The organism is Paenibacillus sp. JJ-100, from assembly GCF_948329825.1.
Lineage (GTDB): Bacteria > Bacillota > Bacilli > Paenibacillales > Paenibacillaceae > Paenibacillus.
This window is the reverse complement of sequence record NZ_CAOJCM010000005.1, coordinates 47,603-69,546: the sequence shown is the minus strand read 5'-3', so window position 1 is coordinate 69,546 and position 21,944 is coordinate 47,603. Positions and strand designations below refer to the sequence as shown.

Annotated in this window: 16 protein-coding genes and 2 tRNA genes; 11 read left to right on the top strand and 7 right to left on the bottom strand. The window is 45.3% G+C overall.

Annotated elements, in window-relative coordinates:
* Positions 1 to 2: 2 nt before the first annotated feature.
* The 3 genes from PQG66_RS18515 (at position 3) to PQG66_RS18505 (ending at position 4,287) form a co-directional block, all read left to right on the top strand.
* Positions 3 to 1,388: an STM4012 family radical SAM protein gene (locus PQG66_RS18515; RefSeq protein ID WP_272039277.1), complete on the top strand. Its 1,386-nt coding sequence runs from the start codon at positions 3 to 5 to the stop codon at positions 1,386 to 1,388.
* Complete coding sequence (locus PQG66_RS18510) at positions 1,385 to 2,251, top strand: STM4011 family radical SAM protein (RefSeq protein WP_272039276.1); 867 nt, start codon at positions 1,385 to 1,387, stop codon at positions 2,249 to 2,251. The genes PQG66_RS18515 and PQG66_RS18510 overlap by 4 nt, the downstream gene beginning before the upstream one ends.
* 335 nt (positions 2,252 to 2,586) lie before the next feature.
* Entirely contained in the window at positions 2,587 to 4,287 is a 1,701-nt protein-coding gene (locus tag PQG66_RS18505) for a methyl-accepting chemotaxis protein (protein ID WP_272039275.1), read from the top strand.
* A 136-nt stretch (positions 4,288 to 4,423) separates the two neighbouring features.
* Here PQG66_RS18505 and asnB read toward each other — a convergent pair whose 3' ends face one another.
* Positions 4,424 to 6,268, bottom strand: coding sequence for an asparagine synthase (glutamine-hydrolyzing) (gene asnB / locus PQG66_RS18500; RefSeq protein WP_272039274.1), 1,845 nt, complete (start codon positions 6,266 to 6,268; stop codon positions 4,424 to 4,426).
* A 192-nt stretch (positions 6,269 to 6,460) separates the two neighbouring features.
* Here asnB and PQG66_RS18495 point away from each other — a divergent pair, with 192 nt between their 5' ends.
* Together PQG66_RS18495 and PQG66_RS18490 are read left to right on the top strand one after the other, a co-directional pair.
* Positions 6,461 to 6,760, top strand: coding sequence for a hypothetical protein (locus PQG66_RS18495; RefSeq protein WP_272039273.1), 300 nt, complete (start codon positions 6,461 to 6,463; stop codon positions 6,758 to 6,760).
* 24 nt (positions 6,761 to 6,784) lie between these two features.
* Complete coding sequence (locus PQG66_RS18490) at positions 6,785 to 7,141, top strand: hypothetical protein (RefSeq protein ID WP_272039272.1); 357 nt, start codon at positions 6,785 to 6,787, stop codon at positions 7,139 to 7,141.
* A 230-nt stretch (positions 7,142 to 7,371) separates the two neighbouring features.
* Here PQG66_RS18490 and PQG66_RS18485 read toward each other — a convergent pair whose 3' ends face one another.
* Positions 7,372 to 7,665 (bottom strand): DUF4870 domain-containing protein, encoded by a 294-nt coding sequence (locus PQG66_RS18485; RefSeq protein ID WP_272039271.1) that lies wholly within the window; start codon positions 7,663 to 7,665, stop codon positions 7,372 to 7,374.
* A 194-nt stretch (positions 7,666 to 7,859) separates the two neighbouring features.
* On the opposite strand from PQG66_RS18485, the gene PQG66_RS18480 reads away from it, so the two are divergent.
* The 3 genes from PQG66_RS18480 (at position 7,860) to PQG66_RS18470 (ending at position 13,209) form a co-directional block, all read left to right on the top strand.
* A tRNA-Arg gene (locus PQG66_RS18480) sits at positions 7,860 to 7,933 on the top strand.
* Between the two features lie 197 nt (positions 7,934 to 8,130).
* A complete protein-coding gene (locus tag PQG66_RS18475) occupies positions 8,131 to 8,943 on the top strand; it encodes a class I SAM-dependent methyltransferase (RefSeq protein WP_272039270.1) in 813 nt (270 codons plus the stop codon).
* 261 nt (positions 8,944 to 9,204) lie between these two features.
* A complete protein-coding gene (locus PQG66_RS18470) occupies positions 9,205 to 13,209 on the top strand; it encodes a S8 family serine peptidase (RefSeq protein WP_272039269.1) in 4,005 nt (1,334 codons plus the stop codon).
* 241 nt (positions 13,210 to 13,450) lie between these two features.
* On the opposite strand, the gene PQG66_RS18465 is transcribed toward PQG66_RS18470, so the two are convergent.
* The 5 genes from PQG66_RS18465 to PQG66_RS18445 form a co-directional block, all read right to left on the bottom strand.
* Complete coding sequence (locus PQG66_RS18465; protein ID WP_272039268.1) at positions 13,451 to 14,686, bottom strand: CynX/NimT family MFS transporter; 1,236 nt, start codon at positions 14,684 to 14,686, stop codon at positions 13,451 to 13,453.
* A 427-nt stretch (positions 14,687 to 15,113) separates the two neighbouring features.
* A complete protein-coding gene (locus PQG66_RS18460) occupies positions 15,114 to 16,073 on the bottom strand; it encodes a hypothetical protein (RefSeq protein ID WP_272039267.1) in 960 nt (319 codons plus the stop codon).
* Positions 16,033 to 16,623 carry an RNA polymerase sigma factor gene (locus PQG66_RS18455; RefSeq protein WP_272039266.1) on the bottom strand — a complete coding sequence of 197 codons (591 nt, stop codon included), beginning with the start codon at positions 16,621 to 16,623 and terminating at the stop codon, positions 16,033 to 16,035. Before PQG66_RS18455 ends, PQG66_RS18460 begins: the two co-directional genes overlap by 41 nt.
* 278 nt (positions 16,624 to 16,901) lie before the next feature.
* Positions 16,902 to 17,759, bottom strand: coding sequence for a hypothetical protein (locus tag PQG66_RS18450; protein ID WP_272039265.1), 858 nt, complete (start codon positions 17,757 to 17,759; stop codon positions 16,902 to 16,904).
* A 488-nt stretch (positions 17,760 to 18,247) separates the two neighbouring features.
* Positions 18,248 to 18,321 (bottom strand) — tRNA-Arg (locus PQG66_RS18445).
* Positions 18,322 to 18,506: 185 nt separating this feature from the next.
* On the opposite strand from PQG66_RS18445, the gene PQG66_RS18440 reads away from it, so the two are divergent.
* The 3 genes from PQG66_RS18440 to clpP all read left to right on the top strand — a co-directional run bounded on the left by PQG66_RS18440 (position 18,507) and on the right by clpP (position 21,940).
* Positions 18,507 to 19,487 (top strand): hypothetical protein, encoded by a 981-nt coding sequence (locus tag PQG66_RS18440; RefSeq protein ID WP_442955127.1) that lies wholly within the window; start codon positions 18,507 to 18,509, stop codon positions 19,485 to 19,487.
* Between the two features lie 134 nt (positions 19,488 to 19,621).
* Positions 19,622 to 20,962, top strand: coding sequence for a trigger factor (gene tig / locus PQG66_RS18435; protein WP_272039264.1), 1,341 nt, complete (start codon positions 19,622 to 19,624; stop codon positions 20,960 to 20,962).
* Positions 20,963 to 21,349: 387 nt separating this feature from the next.
* The gene (gene clpP / locus PQG66_RS18430; protein ID WP_272039262.1) at positions 21,350 to 21,940 is read left to right on the top strand and encodes an ATP-dependent Clp endopeptidase proteolytic subunit ClpP; all 591 of its coding nucleotides are present in this window, start codon (positions 21,350 to 21,352) and stop codon (positions 21,938 to 21,940) included.
* Positions 21,941 to 21,944: the final 4 nt, after the last annotated feature.

The window sequence follows — 21,944 nt, the reverse complement described above, 5'->3', positions numbered from 1 at the left end:
CGATGAGTGAGTATACAGAACGTATAACAACAGGTCTTCCGAAATCTGGCTCCGGATCAACAGCACGTCTTCGGGATGTGCTAAAATTCCCTTACCGTTCTTATCTATACTCCTACCCACATAAAACAGCTTATCGTGAGCTGAATCCGCCGATTGAGCTGCGATCTCTGTGGGAAAAGGAAGATACAGATACCTACTTTTTATATATGCATATCCCTTTTTGTGCGGCACGATGCGGATTTTGCAATCTGTTCACGCTGCCTGACAAACGGCAGGATAGCCATGAACAGTATGTGAATGCGCTAGAGCGTCAAGCGAAGCAGTGGGCGCCGATTACATCGCGTAGACCGTATTCGAGGTTTGCCATTGGTGGGGGAACACCGACATTGTTGAATGAGACACAGCTGAATCGTCTGTTTGACATTGCTGAACATACGATGGGACTAGATCCTTCACATGCTTCTATTTCGGTGGAGACTTCACCTGACACCGTTACGGACGGGAAGTTGAGTATTTTGAAAGAACGGCGAGTGGATCGTGTCAGTATGGGAATACAGAGTTTTATTGAAGCAGAGGCATCGGCCATCTACCGTCCGCAAAAGCCGCAGGAGGTAGAGCGAGCACTGGAAAAGCTGGTTCGACATGATTTTCCACTACTAAATCTCGATCTGATCTATGGTCTGCCAGGTCAAACTGTGGATACGTGGATCTATTCGCTTGAACGTGTCCTCGCCTATAATCCGGGTGAAGTATTTATCTATCCTTTGTACACGCGCGAGAATACGATTGTGAAGCCTGAAGACATCCAGCGTCAAGGCCCTGATATTCGAATGGAACTGTACCGAGCGGCACGTGAATTGTTGAAAAGCAAAGGATATACGCAATATTCGATGCGCAGATTCGCTAAGGAACAAACTTCTGTCAAAGCACTGTTACCATACAGTTGTCAGGAAGAAGGCATGGTTGGACTTGGATGTGGTGCGCGCTCCTATACGAGCGAGGTACATTATGCTTCCAAGTACGGTGTGACCTACAAGGCAACACAGAGCATCATTGCGGATTATGTAAACGCTGAACGGTATGACGTCGCAGATTATGGTATTGTGTTAAGCCGTGAAGAGCAAAGGCGTCGTTTTATATTAAAAGCACTGCTGCATCGGGAGGGACTTATGTTGTCTGCTTATCAGGAGAGATTTGGAACAGAAGTGATGTCTGACTACCCGTGGTTGAACGAATTGCTGGAAGAAGGAATGGCATACTTCGATGTTCAAGCAGAGGAACGAATGTTGCGTCTGACAGAGGAAGGGCTTGGATACTCTGATGCCATTGGGGACTGGCTTATATCTGCCGAAATTCGTGAGCAGATGGAAGGGTTTGTTTTCTCATGAGAGCGACCTTATACTATCGGGGGAAGTTATCCTCCTGTAACTACGATTGTCCGTATTGTCCTTTTAGCAAAACAGTCGATTCGAAAGAAACGTTAAGCATAGATGAACAGCAACTGCGCCAGTTTGTACACTGGGTCAAAGAACAGGAAGATCAGGGACACCGTTTCTCTATTTTTTTCAACCCTTACGGTGAAGCCTTGGTGCGGCGCTGGTACCGGGAAGCGATGGTTGAGTTGTCACATATGGCTCATGTGGACAAGGTGGCAATTCAGACCAACTTGTCTGTCAAACTGGATTGGGCGCGGGAGTTGCATGTGGATAAAGCCGCTTTTTGGGCGACCTACCATCCTCGGGAGACCAAGGAGTCGTCCTTTGTTAACCAATGTATGACTTTGCGTGAGATGGGACTGTCATTTAGTGTGGGTACAGTTGGACTGCGTAGTGCATTTCCAGCTATAGAGTCGATGAGAAAAGCCCTGCCGAGTGAAGTATATATGTGGATTAATGCGTTCAAAGATCGACCCCAATATTACGCTCCGGAAGAAATTGAGTTCCTTAAGGGGATCGACCCGTTGTTTGAAGGGAATTTGCGCGATTATGAGAGTATGGGTAAACACTGTGCTGCGGGTTCGGACGTGTTCTATGTTCAAGGGTCGGGACATGTGAAACGGTGTTATAAGGATCGACGGATCATCGGGCATCTCTACCGGGACGGTTTGCATGCTTTATCAGCAGACAGACCATGCCGCATGAAAAAATGCGGATGTTATATCGGTTATATTCATATGCAGGATTCTCCGTTCAGAGAGACGTTTGGTACAGGTATGCTGGAGCGAAACCCAGTAGCCTTCATTCATTCATAAATGCATCTTTCAGAAATAGCTTGTGTCGAACCGAAAGGTTGGTTTACAAGCTATACTGAAAGGTGCTTTTTTGTTTGGATGATTGGGAGGAAAAGTATTATAAATCCGGTAAGTGGGTCTTGACTCTTTTTATTTCGAAATTAAGATTTTTATTGATTCAAGTTTAGTTCGTTTTGGGTTAGTATAGATAGGAGTAAAGACCTGTTTCAAAAAGGTGTATTTGTTTATATATTTTACACATTCCACCAAATAGGTCTTTGGACTTACTAAAGGAGGGTTGAATGCGAAAGGAATTAATTAAAACTTGCTTGCATTGAACTCAGGAGGGATTTAACGTGAAAAAAAGGTTGTCTATTAGTCAAAAATTGCTTATCGGTTTTTCATCTGTTCTACTATTGTTGGTAGCAGTTACATCCATTTCGTATTTTCAATTGGTAAGCTTGGAGAGAACATATACCGATTTAATTAATGATCGCACAAAAAAATTACTGCAAATCAAAAATATGACGATTGATCTGAAAACGCAACAGGTTGCCTTGAGGAACTATATCATGCAACCTACGGCGGAAAATGAGGGTGAATTCAATCAAGCGTATGAAGATTACATAAACTTGAGCAATGATTTGAAAAAAACAGTGACAAGTTCCAATATGAAACAATATATTTCGGACTCTGAAAAGATGATGAGCGAGTATAATGATTTAGCACAAAATATCATGTCACTGACGAAGCAGGGGGAAGTGGAAGAAGTGTCCCGGCTCATGGAAGAGACAGCTCCTCCACTTATTGAAAGTTTTGAGGAAGTTGTGGAGTCCATGGAAAACCACCAGCAAAAAGCGATGGATGAAGGTACGGTTGCGGCTAATCTTCAGACAGCGAGTGTCCTTCGGTTGATCACTATTATAGGCGTGGTCTCTATTCTTATTGGTTTAGCCATTGCCATTCTAATGGGGAGATTAATTTCCAAGCCGGTTCAGTCGGTTGCACGGGCAGCAGGGCGTATTGCTGAAGGTGATCTGACAGGAGAACCACTCAAGGTACGAAACAGGGATGAAATCGGAGAAATGGCTGAGGCATTCAATGTGATGTCTGCGAATTTGCGTACGTTGATTCATCAGGTAGGTGACGGCGCAGAGCGTGTAGCCGCCTCTTCGGAGGAGTTGACTGCAAGTACAGAACAGACTGTCATTGCCAATGAACAAGTAGCCACGACAATGGGGGAGATTGCAGGAGGAACGGATGCGCAGGTTCATATGGTCAGCGAAGGGCTACAAACGATGAATGAACTGGCAGCAGGTTTTCGGCAAGTGGCTGAAAATACAACCGTTGTGTCCGAGCACGCTGCAGAAGCTTCTGCTCAGACGATCACCGGAAGTGAATCCATTCGTTCAGCAGTTGGACAGATGAACTCCATTCAAAACACTGTTTCTAGCCTTGAGGGAGTAATTAAAGAACTGAATAAACACTCAGTGGATATTGTAAAAATGGTGGATACAATCTCTGAAATATCTGCGCAAACGAATCTGCTATCCCTTAATGCGGCTATTGAGGCTGCGAGAGCTGGAGAACACGGAAGAGGATTCCAGGTTGTGGCTACGGAAGTCCGAAAATTGTCTGAGCAGTCTGCGCAGTCAGCAGGAGAAATCGTAACGCTGGTATCCTCTATTGAGACGGGGATGAGAAATGCAGCACACTCTATGAGTGTGGTATCCTCTGAAGTCCAGGAAGGTATTCAATTGGTGAATCAAGCAGGATATACGTTCGAAGAGATTCGAACATCGGTGAGTAGCGTTGCAGGACAGACCCAGGAGGTATCTGCTTCGATTGAACAGATGAATGCTGGCGTAGAACAGATTAATGCCTCGATGAAGTCAATTATGGAGGTAACCGAGAATGCTGCTGCAGGAACTGAGGAAGTGAGTGCCACAACGGAAGAGCAGTTGTCCGCAATGCAGGAGATCGCATCGGCTGCGAATGATCTGTCATCTATGGCGGAGATGTTGCAACAGTCAGTTGCTCGTTTTAAAGTTTCTTGATCTTCTCTACGGAGAGTTAATCGCAATCGTATGAAAGAGCTTCAATTATAAAAACAAGTGACTGCCCATACACCATGGATTCGGTGTATGGGCAGTCTTGTTTAATAGATTAAATTAAGGACAAAAGGGAAGCTAGTTATCGGATAGCAACATTATATGTTCGAAGCCAGCTGTTGATCTGAGTCAAATAAGCAAACAGCTGAGGTCCAGACATCAATTGTCCAAACCATGGCAGATTCGAGGAGGCATCTGGTGAGGACGCAAGGCTTCGAATCTGCGTTTTGTCGATTAACGGTAAAATCGGTGATGTTGGATCATCAAGTATTTCAAGCACTTGCTGTTTGACTGCTGCAAGATACTGTGGATTATGTGTTTTGGGATATGGGCTTTTTTTGCGATATAACACATCGTCAGGCAGTACACCTTCCAGCGCTTTTCGCAGAATACCTTTCTCTCTTCCACCTGTTATTTTCATTTCCCAGGGAATGTTAAATACATATTGGATTAAACGATGGTCGCAGTATGGTACACGTACTTCCAGGCCAGCCCCCATACTCATCCGGTCTTTGCGGTCCAGCAGTGTAGGCATGAAACGTGTGATATTCAAGTACGACATCACGCGCATTTGAGCTGTTTTTCCTGTTTCCCCATCTAATAATGGAACTTCCGCAACAGCATCTGAGTATCGGTCTGCAAGATAGTCCAGCGGTCTAATCCACTCACGAATGTCTGGAGATAACAATCCCGCACGCATATCAGGGGCGACAGACCAAGGGAACGTGCCTGAGTTCAACATATCATCTCGGTGAAACCAAGGATATCCACCAAATACCTCATCTGCAGCTTCGCCAGAGATCGCGACGGTGGCTCCTTTTTTGATCTCTTTACAGAACAAATACAAGGATGAATCCACATCTGCCATGCCAGGCAGATCTCTTACCAGCATAGCCTGAGTCAGTGCGTGCACAAGCTCTCCATTTTCAATCTCGATCCAGTGGTGATCGGTTTTAAGCTCATCCACCATCCGTTGAATCCACGGCCCATCGGCACCGGGCTGGAAGGCGTGTGCCTGAAAGTGTTTGGCATTATCCACATAATCAACGGAGTACGTGCTAACCTGACCTTGCCCCGTCCGGTTGTAATAATCGACTGCCAGAGCAGATAAAGCACTGGAGTCAAGTCCTCCGGAAAGAAGGGAACATACAGGAACATCAGAAGCAAGCTGGCGTTCCAGCGTGTCCTGTAACAGACGGCGCACTTCAGCTGATGTCTCTTCTAGATTATGTTCGTGTTTCACGGACTCCAGCTTCCAATAGGCATAAGTTTTTATACCGTTACGGCTGTAAATGAGGGCGTGGGCAGGTTTCAGTTCAAGGAGTGAAGAGTACACCCCATGTCCCGGTGTGCGTGCAGGCCCGACAATAAATACTTCCGCGAGTCCTTCAGGTCCTACTACAGCCTCTACATCTGGGTGAAGAAGAAGAGCTTTTGGCTCCGAACCAAAAATGAGGGCATCCTTTTCATTACTGTAAAACAAAGGTTTCACCCCGAGACGATCTCGGGCCATGAAGACCTGTTCCCGTCCGCCATCCCATATGGCAAAAGCGAAAATACCGTTAAACTTTTCAACGCACGCTGGTCCCCACTCGATATATGAGGCGAGAAGTACTTCTGTGTCACATTGCGTTCGGAAATGGTGCCCGCGCTGGAGCAGTTCCTTCTTTAATTCGGGTGCATTGTATAGTTCTCCGTTATACACAACGGTATAGGAGGTGTCTCCTTGTAACGCATGCATGGGCTGTGCCCCGTTCTCCGGATCCATAACGCTGAGGCGGCGATGTCCAAACGCACAAGGGTTGGAAATCCATGTACCTGAAGCATCGGGTCCGCGGTTCGATAAGCTATCCGTCATCCGGACTAGCAGCTCCGATTCCTGTGTCAAATCCCGATTCCACTGTACGAAGCCGGTTATACCGCACATGGTTTGTTCATCCTTTCTTGGTCGAGTCGTTCATCCGTATGCTGCTAAGTGTCGAGAGCAGCTAGCAAATGGTGTCTTTTTCGTCAGAAGTCGTAACAAATATATGCCGAATGTAGGCATAAAATGTCTGTCCTCTTCGGAAACTACATCTAGGGATATCAGCCTTAAGCTCTGTGAAGGAGAGACTATGGAATGGACAGGATGAATTATTATGTTTCTGTCACGGGACGCTCCGTCTTAACGGATTCGTCTGCTACATCGTATGAATGGGTGATTCAGGCGACTCCTCAGGAAGCTGAGCATTTACTTGGATTACTATATCTTATGCAGGAAAAGGAAGAAGAAGCCTTTCCGGGAATGGTTTTTCCTTGGCCGGATACACCGGAACAGGATGTGAACCGTGTTTATGAAGCAGTTTTACAGCAAGTATATCGGGAAATTTATCGGTTAGGTACACCGGAGACCAAGCATCAGATTAAACAAAGTACATGAATAGAGCGAAGGAGATGGATATCGATGTATGCCATTCAGGATGCGAAAATACGCAGATTGACTGAAGTAGATGGATTATCTTGTGCTGAGGTTGAAGTGCAGCCAGGGAATGCAGGAGACCCGTCATTGCTTGTATATGTGGCCTCCACTCAACCGGGGAATGAATTACAAGTGGTACGGATTGTTCGCAATCATTCGGATGGAGCGATCGATTGGTATAACAACAACATGCATACCGCCTTTGAAGATGCAACAGAAACGGCATTTGAAAATAGCGAAGGCATCACAGTAGAAGAGGACAAAGCCCAGTTTCAGCGTGATCTGTTTGCATTCGGATTGCTTCGTCCTACGCTCCAGCGGTATTTGATTGGCCAAGGTTAATTAACGGTTGAACAACTTGCCCATAACTAATCTTGCATTAAACTCAGTAAGAAGGTAAGAAGAAGAACATAAGAGCAAGAAAGAATAGAAAAAACCGCTATGATGCGAAGGACACCCTCTGGAGGTTCATCGAATAAACCATAAGTTTATTCCAAAGTCTCGTCTAGGGGTGTACTTTAATAGCATGGCGGTTTTTTGATAAAAATGGCCTATATCCCGCTGTCGGCAGGTTAGTAATATTCACGCAAAACTTGAATTCCTTTGACCACATTATATACAAAACTTAGGCCATAAATAACAAAGAACAAGATAACGAACCCTATGGCTGATCCTAAACTTTGAGCTGTTACAAAGAAATAGAGCAGTGGAATTGCCGCAATAAACGGAAATACATGAGTGAAAAGAGCACGTTTTGCGTGTCCCGCAATATATTCATCTTTTGCTACAATCCAGACAATAATAGGAAATAGAAACGGAGCAAAGAAAATGCTAAAGTACGATAATGATGATAAAAGTTGCCTCATAACCAATCTCCCCTTCCATAGAACGTCAATATGTATGCCAAATAACTTATTCGACTCTCAATTTAATTATTCCTTTCAGCGAAATGGATGGCCTCATCGGTGAATAGATGATTAAATTATTATTAAACAGTTGATAAATATTGAAAACAGAAGTATAATAGAGAACGTTCCGATTTTTTTTATAATACATATTTGTCTCAGTAGCTCAGCAGGATAGAGCAACGGCCTTCTAAGCCGTCGGTCGGGGGTTCGAATCCCTCCTGGGACGTCATGAAAGAAGCTTCCTTCGGGAAGCTTTTTTTTGCGTTCTAGGGATGAGAACCCCAATGGTTCGTCAATGCATAAGCTTCGTTAGCATATACATCGCAGTCTTGATTCTAAAGACTTAACATCCCTCTCTAATTGGTTTTACCTATAAAAGGGATAGATTATATGTATTTTAGTAATAAATCGATCTGTGCCACAATGAATACATTAACAGTGAAAGCGACGGTGGAGCAGATGAAATCGATCAATCAGTGGCAAGCTGAAGAATACGATAATCAACTGGCGTTTGTATCGGAATATGGAAAAGATCTGATCTCCTGGCTTCGACCTGCTGAAGGCGAAGCCATTCTTGACCTTGGCTGCGGAACCGGGGACTTGACGCATGAAATTTCCCGATCTGGAGCAGAAGTGTCGGGTATGGATGCATCCCCGGATATGCTTGAACAGGCAAGGAGAAAGTTTCCGGAGTTGAAGTTCTGGGAAGCGGATGGTCAGCAATTTGTAACAGAACAATTGTATGATGCGGTTTTTTCGAATGCTGCGCTGCACTGGATGCGCAACCCTCGGAAGGTGGTTGATTGTGTGTGGCATGCACTGAAGCCGGGAGGGCGATTCGTAGTCGAATTTGGCGGTCAAGGGAACGTGCAGATCATTGTACAAGCGATCGAAGACGTGATGGATCGACACACGAATATCAATGCTTCCGAACGTAATCCGTGGTATTTTCCAACGATCGGTCAATACAGCAGCATTCTGGAGGATAGAGGTTTTGTCGTTCGACAAGCATATCATTATGACCGTCCTACTAAACTTGCAGATGGTGATCGTGGAATTATAGACTGGTTGACTCATTTTGGCGGTGACTATTTCCGGGGATTTAGCTTGGAGCAGATTGAGGAGTGGTGTGTGGAAATTAGCCAGATCGTGAGTCCAAAGCTGAATAAAAACGGTGTGATCTATGCCGATTACAAGCGTCTTCGTATGTTAGCGTTTAAGCCTAAGGTTGAGTAGGATCAAACAAAAAAGATGAAAAGCCATGCCTTTCTTCAGTTTAGAGAGGTGTGGCTTTTTCCTCCTTCTTAAGAACTATATAAGCAATTTTTATATCATAATGTAATTATTTAGAAGGAAAATGTGATATTTTGGTAGAATAATCTACCGGGGGTCAAACAATATGCAGATTGGCGGTGAATTAGTCGAAACGTATTGCAGTGCGAGAGGCAACATGATCCCATTTGGTGAGGTATTCATACGAAGAAGGAGGGCATAACCTTGAATAAACGATTGATATCTATGTTAATAAGTATCCTTATGGTTTTTTCCCTTATCCTGCCCGCGGCTGGAGCAACTTCTGCTAATTCCGTAATTCAGCTGGATAACACGTTAAACAGTACGGAAGCCAAACAATGGCGAGAAATCCTTGCCGAACGAGAATCTCGAATTGCTGCAGATCCTTTCCTGGATAACAGTTTGAAAGGTCTTGGAGGAGAAAGTACACGGGTTATCGTTGAACTTTCCAATAAACCAGTTGCTGTAGCGCAAGGCGAATCAACCCTCTCAGGGAAATCATTCACCTCCTCTATGGAATCAAAGGCTGTGAATCAGGTTGAACAACAACAACAGTCCTTTGTACATAGCCTCACTCAGAAAAAAATTAAACACGAAGTGTTGGACAATTATGCATATGCTCTTAATGGTGTAGCTCTTGAGATCAAGGGGAACCAATTGGGACAATTGCTTCAAATACCAGGCGTTGTCAGTGTATACCCAGACCTTGAAGTGACACTGGGCCCAGACAAAGACGAAGTGAATCCGTACATGAAAGATACAGCACCATTTATTGGAGCTCCTGAAGTGTGGGACTTGGGCTATAAAGGTAAAGGTGTGAAAGTGGGCGTCATCGACACAGGAATTGATTACACTCACCCTAATCTACGTGAAGCTTACAAGGGCGGGTGGGATTTTGTAGATAACGATAATGATCCGTATGAAGCCACCTATCAGGAGTGGAAAACATCAGGCGAGCCTGAGTTTAACTCCAACGGAAGTTCATATTATACGTCACATGGTACACATGTTTCGGGTACGGTGGCTGCTCGCGAAGCAGGAGATTACGGTGTTGTCGGGATCGCTCCGGAAGCCGATATCTATGCTTACCGTGTTCTTGGACCGTATGGAAGCGGACAGACCGCTTGGGTACTTGGCGGAATTGACCGCTCGGTAGCGGATGGAATGGACGTTATTAACTTGTCACTCGGTGCCGAGAATAACGATCCGAGCTATGTTACTTCAGTTGCGTTAAATAATGCGATGCTATCTGGCGTAACAGCCGTTGTATCTAGTGGTAACAGTGGCCCTAACCGTTATACGCTGGGTTCACCAGGTGCATCTGCTATGGCCATTACTGTAGGTAACTCTACAGGTCCTAGTCAGGTGATTACGGCGAACAGCCATTTCTGGATAGGTGCAGAAGGTGAGGATACGGCGCCAGAGCAACAGCCAACTCCAGAAAATGATTCGCAAATCCCTGAACTGGGAAATGCAGCTGAAACGCAGCGTCCTGACGTCACAATGGTTAGTGAGCCTGAAGATAGAGTGGAGGCTATCGTATCGGATGATGAAGCGGGAGAGGTTCCACCTGCAACGAATAGCAGTAATGACCCTGATGCGGAGAATGCTACAGTAACTGCTCCAGCAACAGAAGCAACAGTTACAGAAGAAACAGAAGCAACAGAGGCGGCATCACCATCTGCATCATCTAATACAGAAGAGGGAACAACTGCACCAGCAATACCAGCGGAAGTGGAGCAGACACCACTTGCTGTTACTGAATCGGTATATCGTCTCGATGTGATGGGCTGGAGTCTTGCGGCTGATCCCGAAACGGTTCTTACAGATCGGTACGATGTTGAGTATGCAGCTCTAGGTAAGCCTGCTGATTTTGAAGGTAAGGATTTCACGGGTAAAGTGGCTCTGATCCAGCGCGGTGAACTTGCATTTGTCGAGAAAGTTGCGAATGCCAAAGCAGCAGGAGCCGTAGCAGTTATTGTATATAACAATATTCCTGGTCCAATTGGCGTTAGTCTTGGGGACAACTTCGACCTGATTCCGACACTCAGCATGTCGAAGGAAATTGGCGAAGTGCTTAAGGCTGAATTGGATGCTGGTCAATCTATGAAAGTAAGTTTTAATGATTTTGAGCGTAGTCAGACGCCTGGCGACGAAATGAGTTCTTCCAGTTCACGTGGGCCCGCGAAAGTAACTTTGGATATTAAACCGGATGTCGTTGCACCGGGTTCCAGCATATTGTCGACGATTCCTGCCTACGGCAAAGATGAACCGGATGCCGATTATGCGCAAGCGTATGATCGCAAGAGCGGTACAAGTATGGCTGCACCGCACGTAGCGGGACTGGCTGCACTGTTACTTGAAAAACATCCGGACTGGACACCATTTGATGTCAAAGTAGCTCTAATGAACAATGCTAAAATTATGGATACAGCGAAATACGACGTATTCGATCAGGGTGCTGGACGTATCCAGGCAGTGAAGTCGATTGATCCTGCGGCTTTGCTCAAAGTCATGGATGTGACCCGGTATACCGAGAGCGGCTCGGTTGTTGAGAAAGAGAACATCACGGGCAGCATCAACTATGGAAACTTCATGAGTACAGATGAGAAAACAGTAACCAAAACGATTAAGATTCAGCCTTTGAGTGGAAGTGGTGGCGAATATACGGTAAACGTTAACCCTACTCGTACTGTAGCTGGAGTGTCGGTTGCAGTGGATAAGACCTCATTCACCTTGAATGGCGAAGAGGAAATCGCAGTGACGTTAACTGTACCTCGCGGTGTTACTGCGGCAACGGAGGCACAAGGTTATATTGAGATTACGAATGGAACCGATACGTTCTCTCTGCCATATGTGGCTCACTTTAATGTTACGTCTAGTGGAGTGAAATACATTGAGACTGTAAAAGGAACGACCAAGAATCCGTTCTACTATCCGTTGAAGGCAGACGGTTCACTGGATACCGTAAACATTGCGATGGAATTCCATAATCCAATGACCTTTGCGTTGATCGAAATCTATAACGGCCTCGAACCTGAGGGTGGTCATTTCCAAGATGGGTACATCGGTTCAATCTTTGGCAATTATTACAACTTTAATGCAAATACAAGATATACCCTGGCTTGGGATGGACAGTATTCGGATTACACTACGGAAGAAGTAATCGAGCTTGCTGATGGCTTGTATACCATCGATATCACAACAATTGGGGCAGATGGCAAGACTTACAAAGAAGATACTTCTCCATTTTTAGTTAAAAAGACAGCTCCGGCAGTAACTGCTCCAGAATCATTGCAATTTAAAGCGGACGATGCGGTTGTAATCAGCGGTACCGTGGAAGATCTGTATTTCCGTGCTGCCCCTGCACTAGCCAAGGGCTGGAGTATCCAGTTTGATCCGACGGCTGCGTTGAAAGCATCCTACCTGGTGAAAAAGGAAGATGGCTCCACGTTGAAAGAAGGGACGTTTAATGTTCAGGCCGATGGCAGTTTCCAATATCCATTAGAAGGTATTGAAGGCGGAACATATACTGTGGAAACCACGGTTCAAGACGAGCAAGGGCTTACAGGTACGGCTAGTACCGTAATTACAGTGGAGCAAGCGCAGACGGAACCGGAAACCCCGGCAACCAAAGCACCTGGAACACCTACATTGTCCCATAATAACGGCTTTGTTAACGGTCTGTTAGGGGGCGACTATACCGTGTCCATGAACATGTGGTGGGGTGAGAATGCGACCAGCTACAAGTTGTATGAGGATGGCGTTTTGGTTGATTCGCAAAAATTAACGTATAATGCGCCATGGGCACAGTTTGCTCAAACGAAAATTAAAGGCAAAACCAATGGCACCTATACTTATGTGGCCGAGCTTGCCAATGATAAGGGTGTAACACGCAGTCAGACATTGACTGTACGGGTAACGGATGCGTTGCCTGGCCAAGCGGTGCTCTCTCACGATAATTGGGATGGAGACGGTGACTATAAAGTCATGATGAACATGTGGTGGGGTACCAATGCTACCGAGTATCGTCTCTATGAGAATGATGAGCTGATTGATACGCAGTCCCTTACAGCTGTTACACCCATGTCACAATACGCTGTGACCACAGTGAAAGGTAAATCCTCTGGTACGTATACGTACCGGGCTGAGCTGAATAACGATGCCGGCGTGACAAGCACGAATACAATGAAGGTAAAGGTGAAGTAAACAAGGTATCCCTTTAGGGGCACAATGTAATGTTATATGTCGTGTGATAAGAGCACAATTCCAAGCTGTGGTTTGGGAAAAGTAGTGCTTCGTCCCTGTCCGGCATGAAGCCGATGACTGGACGAAAGCTGGATATGAGAAACGGCCTTACCCTGTGCATGTACAGGATAAGGCCGTTTCTCATTATTTGCTTGCAGGGAAGGATAGATATCCGATCTCCTGATGATCTTTTTTTATAAAACTAAGAAATGGTTCGATCTTTACCTGCCTGGATTCCTGTTATGAGTAATGCCACCGCCAGAGAAATTTGGATGAGTAACGGAAGTGTCCATCCTTGAGTCCAGTCGTGCAACAAGCCAAACAACATAGGTCCTCCAGCTGCTAACAGATAACCGAAAGATTGGGCCATCCCCGATAGATTTGCGGCCTCTCTTGCATGATTGGTGCGAAGAACGAAGAACATCGTAACTAGAGCAAATGAAGCACCCGCACCAATCCCGGCAAGAGCCACACCGATCGTAACGAGCGCAGGGGCAGTAGTGAACAGCAAGGCATATCCCGTAATGAGACACATACTGGTTATTGTAGTCAGCAGTCGTTGATCTCGCGTTCTGCCGGCCAGGATGGGTACGATAAAGGTAGCTGGGACGCTGATCATTTGCATGAGAGAGAGCATCCAGCCAGCCGACGCAGAACTGAAGCCTTGATTCGCTAGAATTCCTGGAAGCCAAGTGATCGTTGTGTAGAAAATGAATGACTGTATCCCCATAAACAGTGTTACGAACCATGCAAGGGAAGATGTCAATAGACGTGTAGGTGCAGTCTCGCTTTGGGAGGTGACATATAACATCCGTTTGCGCCCTTCTCCCGCCTGTTTGAGCCATAAGAGTATAGCCCCTATCGACAGGATAGCCCACATCCCTAATGACGCCCGCCAGCCAAGTGAAGAGGCTGTTGCCACAGGTACGCTTATTCCTGAGGATATCGAGGCAAAGATATTCATTGAAACAGAATAAAGCCCGGTGACTATGCCGACACGCAGCGGGAAATCCCGTTTGATTAAACTGGGTAAGAGTACGTTACTGAGAGCAATCCCGCATCCAAGTATAGCTGTTCCTGCATATAGTGCGACGACGGAGGGAAGCGAGCGCATCGTAATCCCAGCTGTAACGATAATGACAGCAAGCAGTAAGGATGTCTCAAGCCCAAAACGTTTGGCAAGGCGTGGAGCGAAAGGAGACACCGCAGCAAAAGCAATCAGGGGCAAGGAGGTCAGAAGCCCTGCCATGGTGTGACCAATCCCGGTATCTAATCGGATCCATTCAATTACAGGACCAGTAGCTGTAATAGGTGATCGCATGGTCGCAGCGATAATGATAATTCCAGCGAGCAATATCCCCATATTTTTGGATGTTTGCTGCGGCAATTGTTCTTCCTCAGAATAGATGGAATGTTGTTGTTGAGTACGTGATGACATGATTAATCTCCTGTTTCTCGTTTGTTGGATGATCGCTAGCGACTTTTAATGAGATGATCTTCCGAATAGAGAAGCTAAAGTTGAAGTTGAAGTGAAGTTAAAGCAAGGATTTCATTTTTCACGGCTTAGCTGCCTCGTTGATCTGTGCTAATGTGTAGTTTAACTTGAATCATCGAATTCTGATAGTCTTTAATGAGTTTTCCCTTTTTAATCTGCACAATCAATCTTGTTGGATACCAGATCCGTCTAGCTTAGGATGCTAGAAGTTGCCTCCGGCAATATAATCATGACCTTCAAACTCCAAGCCCGATTTTTAAAATACATCAATAGAACCCGAGGAACATAAGATAGGCCCGCACAGCTGGTATCATCCAGTAGTGCGGGCCTATTCGCTGCTTGACTTAAGGGCTTCGGGTTCGACAGAAGTTTATTCCAAAAAGCTCTTGGCGATCTCGATCAGCTCTGCCTTAGTGATCTTTCTAGTAGCTTCTATATAGTAATTAATATGATAATCGCTATTCGGGATATTATAAATGAATTGAATGGATCTGTTGCTGCTGCGTTTATTCGCTTCCTTGTACAGTACATCTACCCCGGATATCTTCATTTCCTCCTTCGCGTCTACATGGTTCTCATTGAAGTGGATCGTTAACTTCTCCTTTCTTTTCCAGGGCTGTATCACGATCTGACCGTCTGAGCTCTTGTAGCTGATATACATGTTCCAGTTATCCTTGAGGGTCTCAAGGGGGGCCATGGCATATCCAACATCAGATTCCGTGGCTTGCCGCTTGAGCTCCTCGGTCAGTGATGTCTCATCTTCGGCTGTCAGCGGTTTCGGGGTGTGGTAGCTCAGATTAGCGCGATCAAAGGAATAGACCTGCCTACTCGTGCGTATGCTGTTCGTGAGCTTGATCTCCTGATTCTTCAACTCCTCTGTCAGAGCGTGTGCATCTTTGAAGCCTAGTCCTGGACCAGTGACTAGGTTCAGCATTTGGTGAGGATTGTTTGCGGCAATGTATAGAGCAGCAGATTCACCGGGCTTCAGCAGCTTGTAGCTAAGTTTAGTAGCCTCTCGATCACGTAATTCTTCTTGAGGATCCTTCTTCTCCAGAATGGATGGCTCGAAGATCTTTTCTTCATAAACGGTCTTACCCTTGTTGTTGGTCAGTGAGTAGAGATGAACGGCTGCGAAGCCTGTAGAAATGCTGAGCAGCATGCAGACCATTATAATCACACTAACCTTGTATTTCAGGTGGGGGCGATCGGAGCTTTTCATCTGAGGTTGTTCACCTTGTAGCTTTTTCATTACAGGCCCAGACAGGTCTGCATGGGGCGGCTCTGCCTTATTAAATAGGTTTCGAAGATCCTGATTGCTGCTTGGCTTCATTGTGGCTAGCTCCCTTCACTGGATAATAGTGCTTTCGGAATTTGCCGACTGTTCGTTCATATTTCTTACGCAGATAAGCGTTGTTTCGCTGGAGAATCGTGCTGATCTCCTCATAGGTCTTGTCCTCCACACATCGCAAAATAAGCAGACTGCGCTCCTCCGGCGACAGTTTATTCATAGCCTGAAGCACCTGCTCATCAAAATAAATATCCTCAATTCTCTGATCTATCGGGCTATACTCCCTGGTGGAATGATATAGGAAAGGCAGATACTTGACGAGCCGGCGTTTGCGCAGCACATCAATACACTGATTGTATGCAATGGTGTACAACCAGGCCTCGAACGATTTCTCCGGGTCATACCTTTTCATATGCTTGAAGGCCTTGAGGAAGACCTCCTGTCCGCAATCCTCGGCTTCCGCATAGTTGTTTAGCATATGATAACAGTAGAGGAAGATCGGTCTCTGATACTTATGCATGATTCTCTCAAACTGCGTGGTATCACCACTCAGAATGTCGCTTATAATCTGGCGAAGATCTGTGTCTTCCAAGTCCCCACCCCTTTTAAAGTGTTTTACGAAGGAGACACCTCGCAATGTGACAGCTTGCCGTATTTTTTGCACAAGAAGGCACAGGATGCATCCCTCCCGGTTCGTTTAAACGAACATACTTAATAAAAAGAGAGTTACATCGTGTGCCTGTATATGCTTAGGAACATCACTTCATCATAACGGTTACGGATGGACAGGCTGTTGTCTGGGGCGTAGTAATCTGAAAGCTATATCCCCAAGCGCCGCTGTCACTCAAAGGCGGCCTCTTACTCCGCGTCTTATTTCAGATACGATTGGGCGAGCTTGATGAACTCCTGTTTACTCAGCTTGCTGCCGATGTCTTCAATATGGTACTTGATATGAAACTCACTATTAGGGATGCTGTAAACAAATGTAATGCCTTGGCCTGAAGATTTGAAATCCTGAGACTCGGATTCGATATACGATGAATAGAGCATTTCAGTTCCTCCTGAATTGATCAGCTCTCGCGTGACCCCTGTCTGCTCGGAAGGAGTAAGAATTGTGATTTTCTCATCGGATTTCATAGCCTGAACCAGCAACTCGCTGCTTCCATTTTTATATGTGCTGAAAAGGTTCCAGTGCTTACCGGTCAGCTTAAGTTTCTGCATGGCATAGCCTTTACCGGACTTTACGGCCTGCTGCTCCAGCTGATCAGTCAGTTTGGCTCGCTCGGAATCAGACAAGACTGGATGATATGTTACGCTGGCACTGTCAAATTTGTATTTCTGCTGGATGGTATCCAAAATTTTAACCGATTGTCCCTTTAGCTGCTTACTCAGCTTGGTTGCTTCTTTGAAGCTCATTGATGTTCGCACAATGTTGGTTTTGCGCTGTGGATTGTCCTCGGCAATGTAGAACAGGGCGGCTTCCCCTTTCTTCAGTAGCTCATTTGCTAAGCTATGGCTCTTTGAAGCCAGATGCAAATCCTGGGCGGAGTTGTCCGACTTTTGGGAGGCCTCGTATGGCTTTTGCTCATAGACAACCTCCCCTTTGTTATTGGTTAGCTTAAAGATTTGGTTGCTGTGGAGATCATCTGCAAAACTTGAGGCCGGAATGAATAGCATAGCTGCTGCCAAAGCGATTAGACTTGTCTTGTACTTCATGTTCTTTTTCATATAAAACTCTCCTTTGGATTGCTGTATTTGTAAGGTACTACGTTTTAAATGTGCCAGAATGTGACATTTGTTGATTTTTGTTATGAGATAGTGGGGTGAAAGGGAGATGAAGGAGAGAGGTAGCAAGCCAGAGTATAATTGTTTTATTAATGGTAATTTAAACCTGGGTTCTCATCCCTAGAACGCAAAAGAAGCTCCCCGGAGGAAGCTTCTTTTTTGACGTCCCAGGAGGGATACTCTCCTTACAGTCGAGACTGCAATGTAAATGCTAACGAAGCTTATGCTTCGACGAACCATTGGGGTTCTTATCCCCAGAACGCAAAAAAGAAGCTTCCCGGAGGAAGCTTCTTTTTTGACGTCCCAGGAGGGATACTCCTTACAGTCGAGACTGCGATGTATATGCTAACGAAGCTTATGCTTCGACGAACCATTGGGGTTCTCATCCCTAGAACGCAAAAAAAGCTCCCCGAAGGAAGCTTCTTTCATGACGTCCCAGGAGGGATTCGAACCCCCGACCGACGGCTTAGAAGGCCGTTGCTCTATCCTGCTGAGCTACTGAGACATGAATTTTTTCAAGCAAAAATGATTTTATCATAAATAAAAAATAATATCAATTGTTTTATTTTTGGTTCATTTTCGGATATGATATTTGGCGGCCGTAACGTTTTTTTCTTTCTAATTAGGGTTATGTTAGAATATCAGAAGAACTTAGAAAATAGATCCATATTCTTTGATATATATCTATTCATGGTCGATTCCCGCTGGAGATTCAGGAACAGAGGAGGTGCTCCTATCAAGGAATCCACGACCCCGGACAATGAGCACAACAATAAGATCGTGCTGTTTCCAAAGACGCTGGACTATTATCAGATCCAACTGACGGTTATGCTTGAAAATGAACGTAATGGTGAAGCAATGGAATTGCTTCGCTTTTTGCTGCAATGCCAAGGGCAGGAAGAACGTCACTATGATGAGTGGCGGGCTTTGCTGGAATGGCTGCAGGCGGCGTTTCCTCAATATGAAGGAATGGATACACCGACCATAAGTGAAGAAGAGGAAGAAGACGTCAGCGAGGAAGAGATGGCCAGACAACATGCCAAGTCCAAACTTGCGCAAGACGACGGTTATGCTGATAAGTTGCTACGCACAGTTATGGAAGGACCACTGTCTGAACAAACCATGCTGGCGCTGGAACAACTGGCATTTCTGGATGTTCCCAAGGTAGATGAAGAACTGGTTCAGTGGCTTCAGACCAAAACGCTTCATCCGTTATTACAGTTCAGGGTGCTTCAAACGCTTCGCCGCAGAGGCCGGCAAGACATCGTTCGGTTTACGAGAGGTGACGAAGAGGTAGAGATTGATCTTGCTGACGTTCCGCTTAAACCAGAAGAGTTCCCGCTTCCGATTGTGCAGATTCTGGAACGAGTAGCAGATCAGACGGAGGTTCATGAACCTACTCTATTTTATTTTGCTCAAGAACTGTGGATACAATATGTTATGGCCGTCTATGGAACTCGGGATTACCAGTCTATGCTGGAACAAAATGATGCAATGGCAGATATTTGGGCCGCCGCACTACATATGACAGTGGCAGACAGCCTGGGTGGCTCCCATGATGAAGAGAATACACGCTCGATGTACGCTGTGACAGGTGCAATGAGGTTTCGGCTCGAGCAAGCCTATCGCTCCATAAAGCAGTTTGTTTCTGCCGGTTTGGATGGACATTAAGGGTTAAAACGTTTACCTTAAATGGTATCAAGGGAATCCCCTTGAAAAAGAATGTAAACTTGTTTATACTAAAATGGTTATTTTGTGCGTGATTGCCTACGTGAACATGTGAATTTTGGAGGGGAAAGTATACAATGAAAGCAACTTGGGAAAAGATAGAGAAGAACCTTGGGGTTCTTGAGGTTGAAGTCAGTGCTGATCGTGTAACTGAAGCACTCGATAAAGCTTTTAATAAAGTAGTAAAACAAGCAAACGTACCTGGATTCCGTAAAGGTAAAGTGCCACGTCCAATCTTTGAAGCTCGCTTCGGAGTGGAGAGCCTTTACCAGGATGCAATCGATATTTTGCTTCCTGAAGCTTATACAGAAGCAATCGATCAAACGGATATCTTCCCAGTCGATCGTCCTGATGTAGACATCGAGCAATTCGCTAAAGGACAATCCTTCAAATTTAAAGCGAAAGTAACAGTGAAACCTGAAGTTACTCTGGGTGACTACAAAGGAATCGAAGTTGCTGTAGCTAAAGGTGAAGTTACTGATGCTGAAGTAGCAGAAGAGCTGGAGCGTCTGCAACAGCGTCATGCTGAGCTGGTTGTCATTGACGAAGGTGCTGCAGCAAACGGCGACGTAGCTGTAATCGACTTCGACGGTTCTGTTGATGGTGTACCTTTCGAAGGTGGTAAAGCAGAGCGTTACTCCTTGGAGCTGGGTTCCAACACATTCATTCCTGGATTTGAAGAGCAAGTTGTAGGCTTGTCCACAGGTGACTTCAAAGACGTGGAAGTAACTTTCCCAGAGAGCTACCATGCAGCTGAATTGGCTGGTAAACAAGCGGTATTCAAAGTGAAAGTTCACGAAATCAAACGCAAACAGCTTCCAGAACTGGATGATGAGTTTGCCAAAGATGTTAGTGAATTCGATACACTTGAAGAGTACAAAGCTGATCTCAAGAAACAACTGGAATCCCGTAAAGAAGATGAGTTCAAAGCTGCACAGGAAAATGCAGTTGTAGAAAAAGTAGCTGAAAACGCTGAAGTGGACATCCCTTCTGCAATGGTTGACAGCGAAGTACAGAACATGATGCGCGATTTCGACAACCGTCTTCGCAACCAAGGGATGAACCTTGAGATGTTCTTGAGCTTCTCCGGTCAGACACAAGCTGACTTGAGAGCACAAATGCAAGATGATGCTGCGAAACGTGTTCGTAACAACCTGGTGCTTGAAGCAGTAGGTAACGCAGAAAAGATCGAAGTTTCCGATGAAGAAGTGAATCAAGAACTCGAGAAAATGGCTGAATCTTACAAGCGTCCTGCGGAAGAGATCCGTGGTATCCTTGAAGGTAATGGTTCCCTCGACAGTCTTCGTGATGAAGTGAAACTGCGCAAAACAATCGACGTTCTCGTGGAGAACAGCAAAGTTGTTGAGCCGGTTGAAGCTCCAGCTGAAGAAGCTCCTGCAAAAGCTGACAAAAAATAAGACAAGCTGTGCGAATGTGACAGCTTCATAAATGATAAGGCACGTGAATCATTGCGTGCCTTATTTTTAAATTGATACATCCATTTTATAGAAAAATGAGTATTGATATGGATGTTGATTTGTTTTTCTTGGCATGTTGCCCATTTTTGTAGATTTCATACCATTTAGCCTGGGTATAAAATAAAAAAAGGCCTAGACGGCATAGGATGGATGTAATTTGCACATACATAGAAAACATGGTTAAATATGATCAGGCTAAATCGTAAACATGCTTAAGATGACGTGATTCTTGAAAAATGACATTGTCACAGGAACATGTTAAAATAATTTTGGGTTTGCTTTACAGTCAGCCTATGTCTAATTACATGTAGAAAAGAGGTTGGTCTCATGAGTCTGGTGCCAATGGTTGTTGAACAAACCAATCGGGGCGAGCGTTCTTACGATATATATTCACGTTTGCTGAAGGATCGCATTATTTTTCTGACCAGTGCGATTGATGACGATGTAGCCAATCTTGTCATAGCTCAGCTTTTGTTTTTGGCAGCCGATGATCCCGAGAAGGATATCAGCTTGTACATTAATTCACCTGGTGGTTCTGTTACGGCAGGGATGGGTATATACGATACGATGCAATTTATCCAACCGGATGTATCAACCATTTGTGTAGGAATGGCAGCGAGCATGGGTTCTCTGTTACTGACCGCAGGTGCTCCTGGTAAAAGATATGCGCTTACGAACAGCGAAGTCATGATACACCAGCCACTTGGCGGTGTTCAGGGACAGGCTGCGGATATTAAAATCCACGCAGAATGGATCATTAAAACTCGTCAGAAACTGAATCAAATATATGTTGATCGTACAGGTCAGCCCCTTGATAAAATTGAGCGGGATACAGACCGTGACTTTTTCATGAGTGCTGAAGAAGCGAAAACGTACGGCATTATTGACCAGGTGCTCAGCAGACCGATCAATTCCTAAAGGG

Bases quoted from the DNA above. Each gene is read 5' to 3' on its own strand.
- PQG66_RS18515 (WP_272039277.1), top strand. From the start codon at position 3: ATGAGTGAGTATACAGAACGTATAACAACAGGTCTTCCGAAATCTGGC.
- PQG66_RS18510 (WP_272039276.1), top strand. From the start codon at position 1,385: ATGAGAGCGACCTTATACTATCGGGGGAAGTTATCCTCCTGTAACTAC.
- asnB (WP_272039274.1), bottom strand. From the start codon at position 6,268: ATGTGCGGTATAACCGGCTTCGTACAGTGGAATCGGGATTTGACACAG.
- PQG66_RS18495 (WP_272039273.1), top strand. From the start codon at position 6,461: ATGGACAGGATGAATTATTATGTTTCTGTCACGGGACGCTCCGTCTTA.
- PQG66_RS18490 (WP_272039272.1), top strand. From the start codon at position 6,785: ATGTATGCCATTCAGGATGCGAAAATACGCAGATTGACTGAAGTAGAT.
- PQG66_RS18485 (WP_272039271.1), bottom strand. From the start codon at position 7,665: ATGAGGCAACTTTTATCATCATTATCGTACTTTAGCATTTTCTTTGCT.
- PQG66_RS18475 (WP_272039270.1), top strand. From the start codon at position 8,131: ATGAATACATTAACAGTGAAAGCGACGGTGGAGCAGATGAAATCGATC.
- PQG66_RS18465 (WP_272039268.1), bottom strand. From the start codon at position 14,686: ATGTCATCACGTACTCAACAACAACATTCCATCTATTCTGAGGAAGAA.
- PQG66_RS18460 (WP_272039267.1), bottom strand. From the start codon at position 16,073: ATGAAGCCAAGCAGCAATCAGGATCTTCGAAACCTATTTAATAAGGCA.
- PQG66_RS18450 (WP_272039265.1), bottom strand. From the start codon at position 17,759: ATGAAAAAGAACATGAAGTACAAGACAAGTCTAATCGCTTTGGCAGCA.
- PQG66_RS18440 (WP_442955127.1), top strand. From the start codon at position 18,507: ATGGTCGATTCCCGCTGGAGATTCAGGAACAGAGGAGGTGCTCCTATC.
- tig (WP_272039264.1), top strand. From the start codon at position 19,622: ATGAAAGCAACTTGGGAAAAGATAGAGAAGAACCTTGGGGTTCTTGAG.
- clpP (WP_272039262.1), top strand. From the start codon at position 21,350: ATGAGTCTGGTGCCAATGGTTGTTGAACAAACCAATCGGGGCGAGCGT.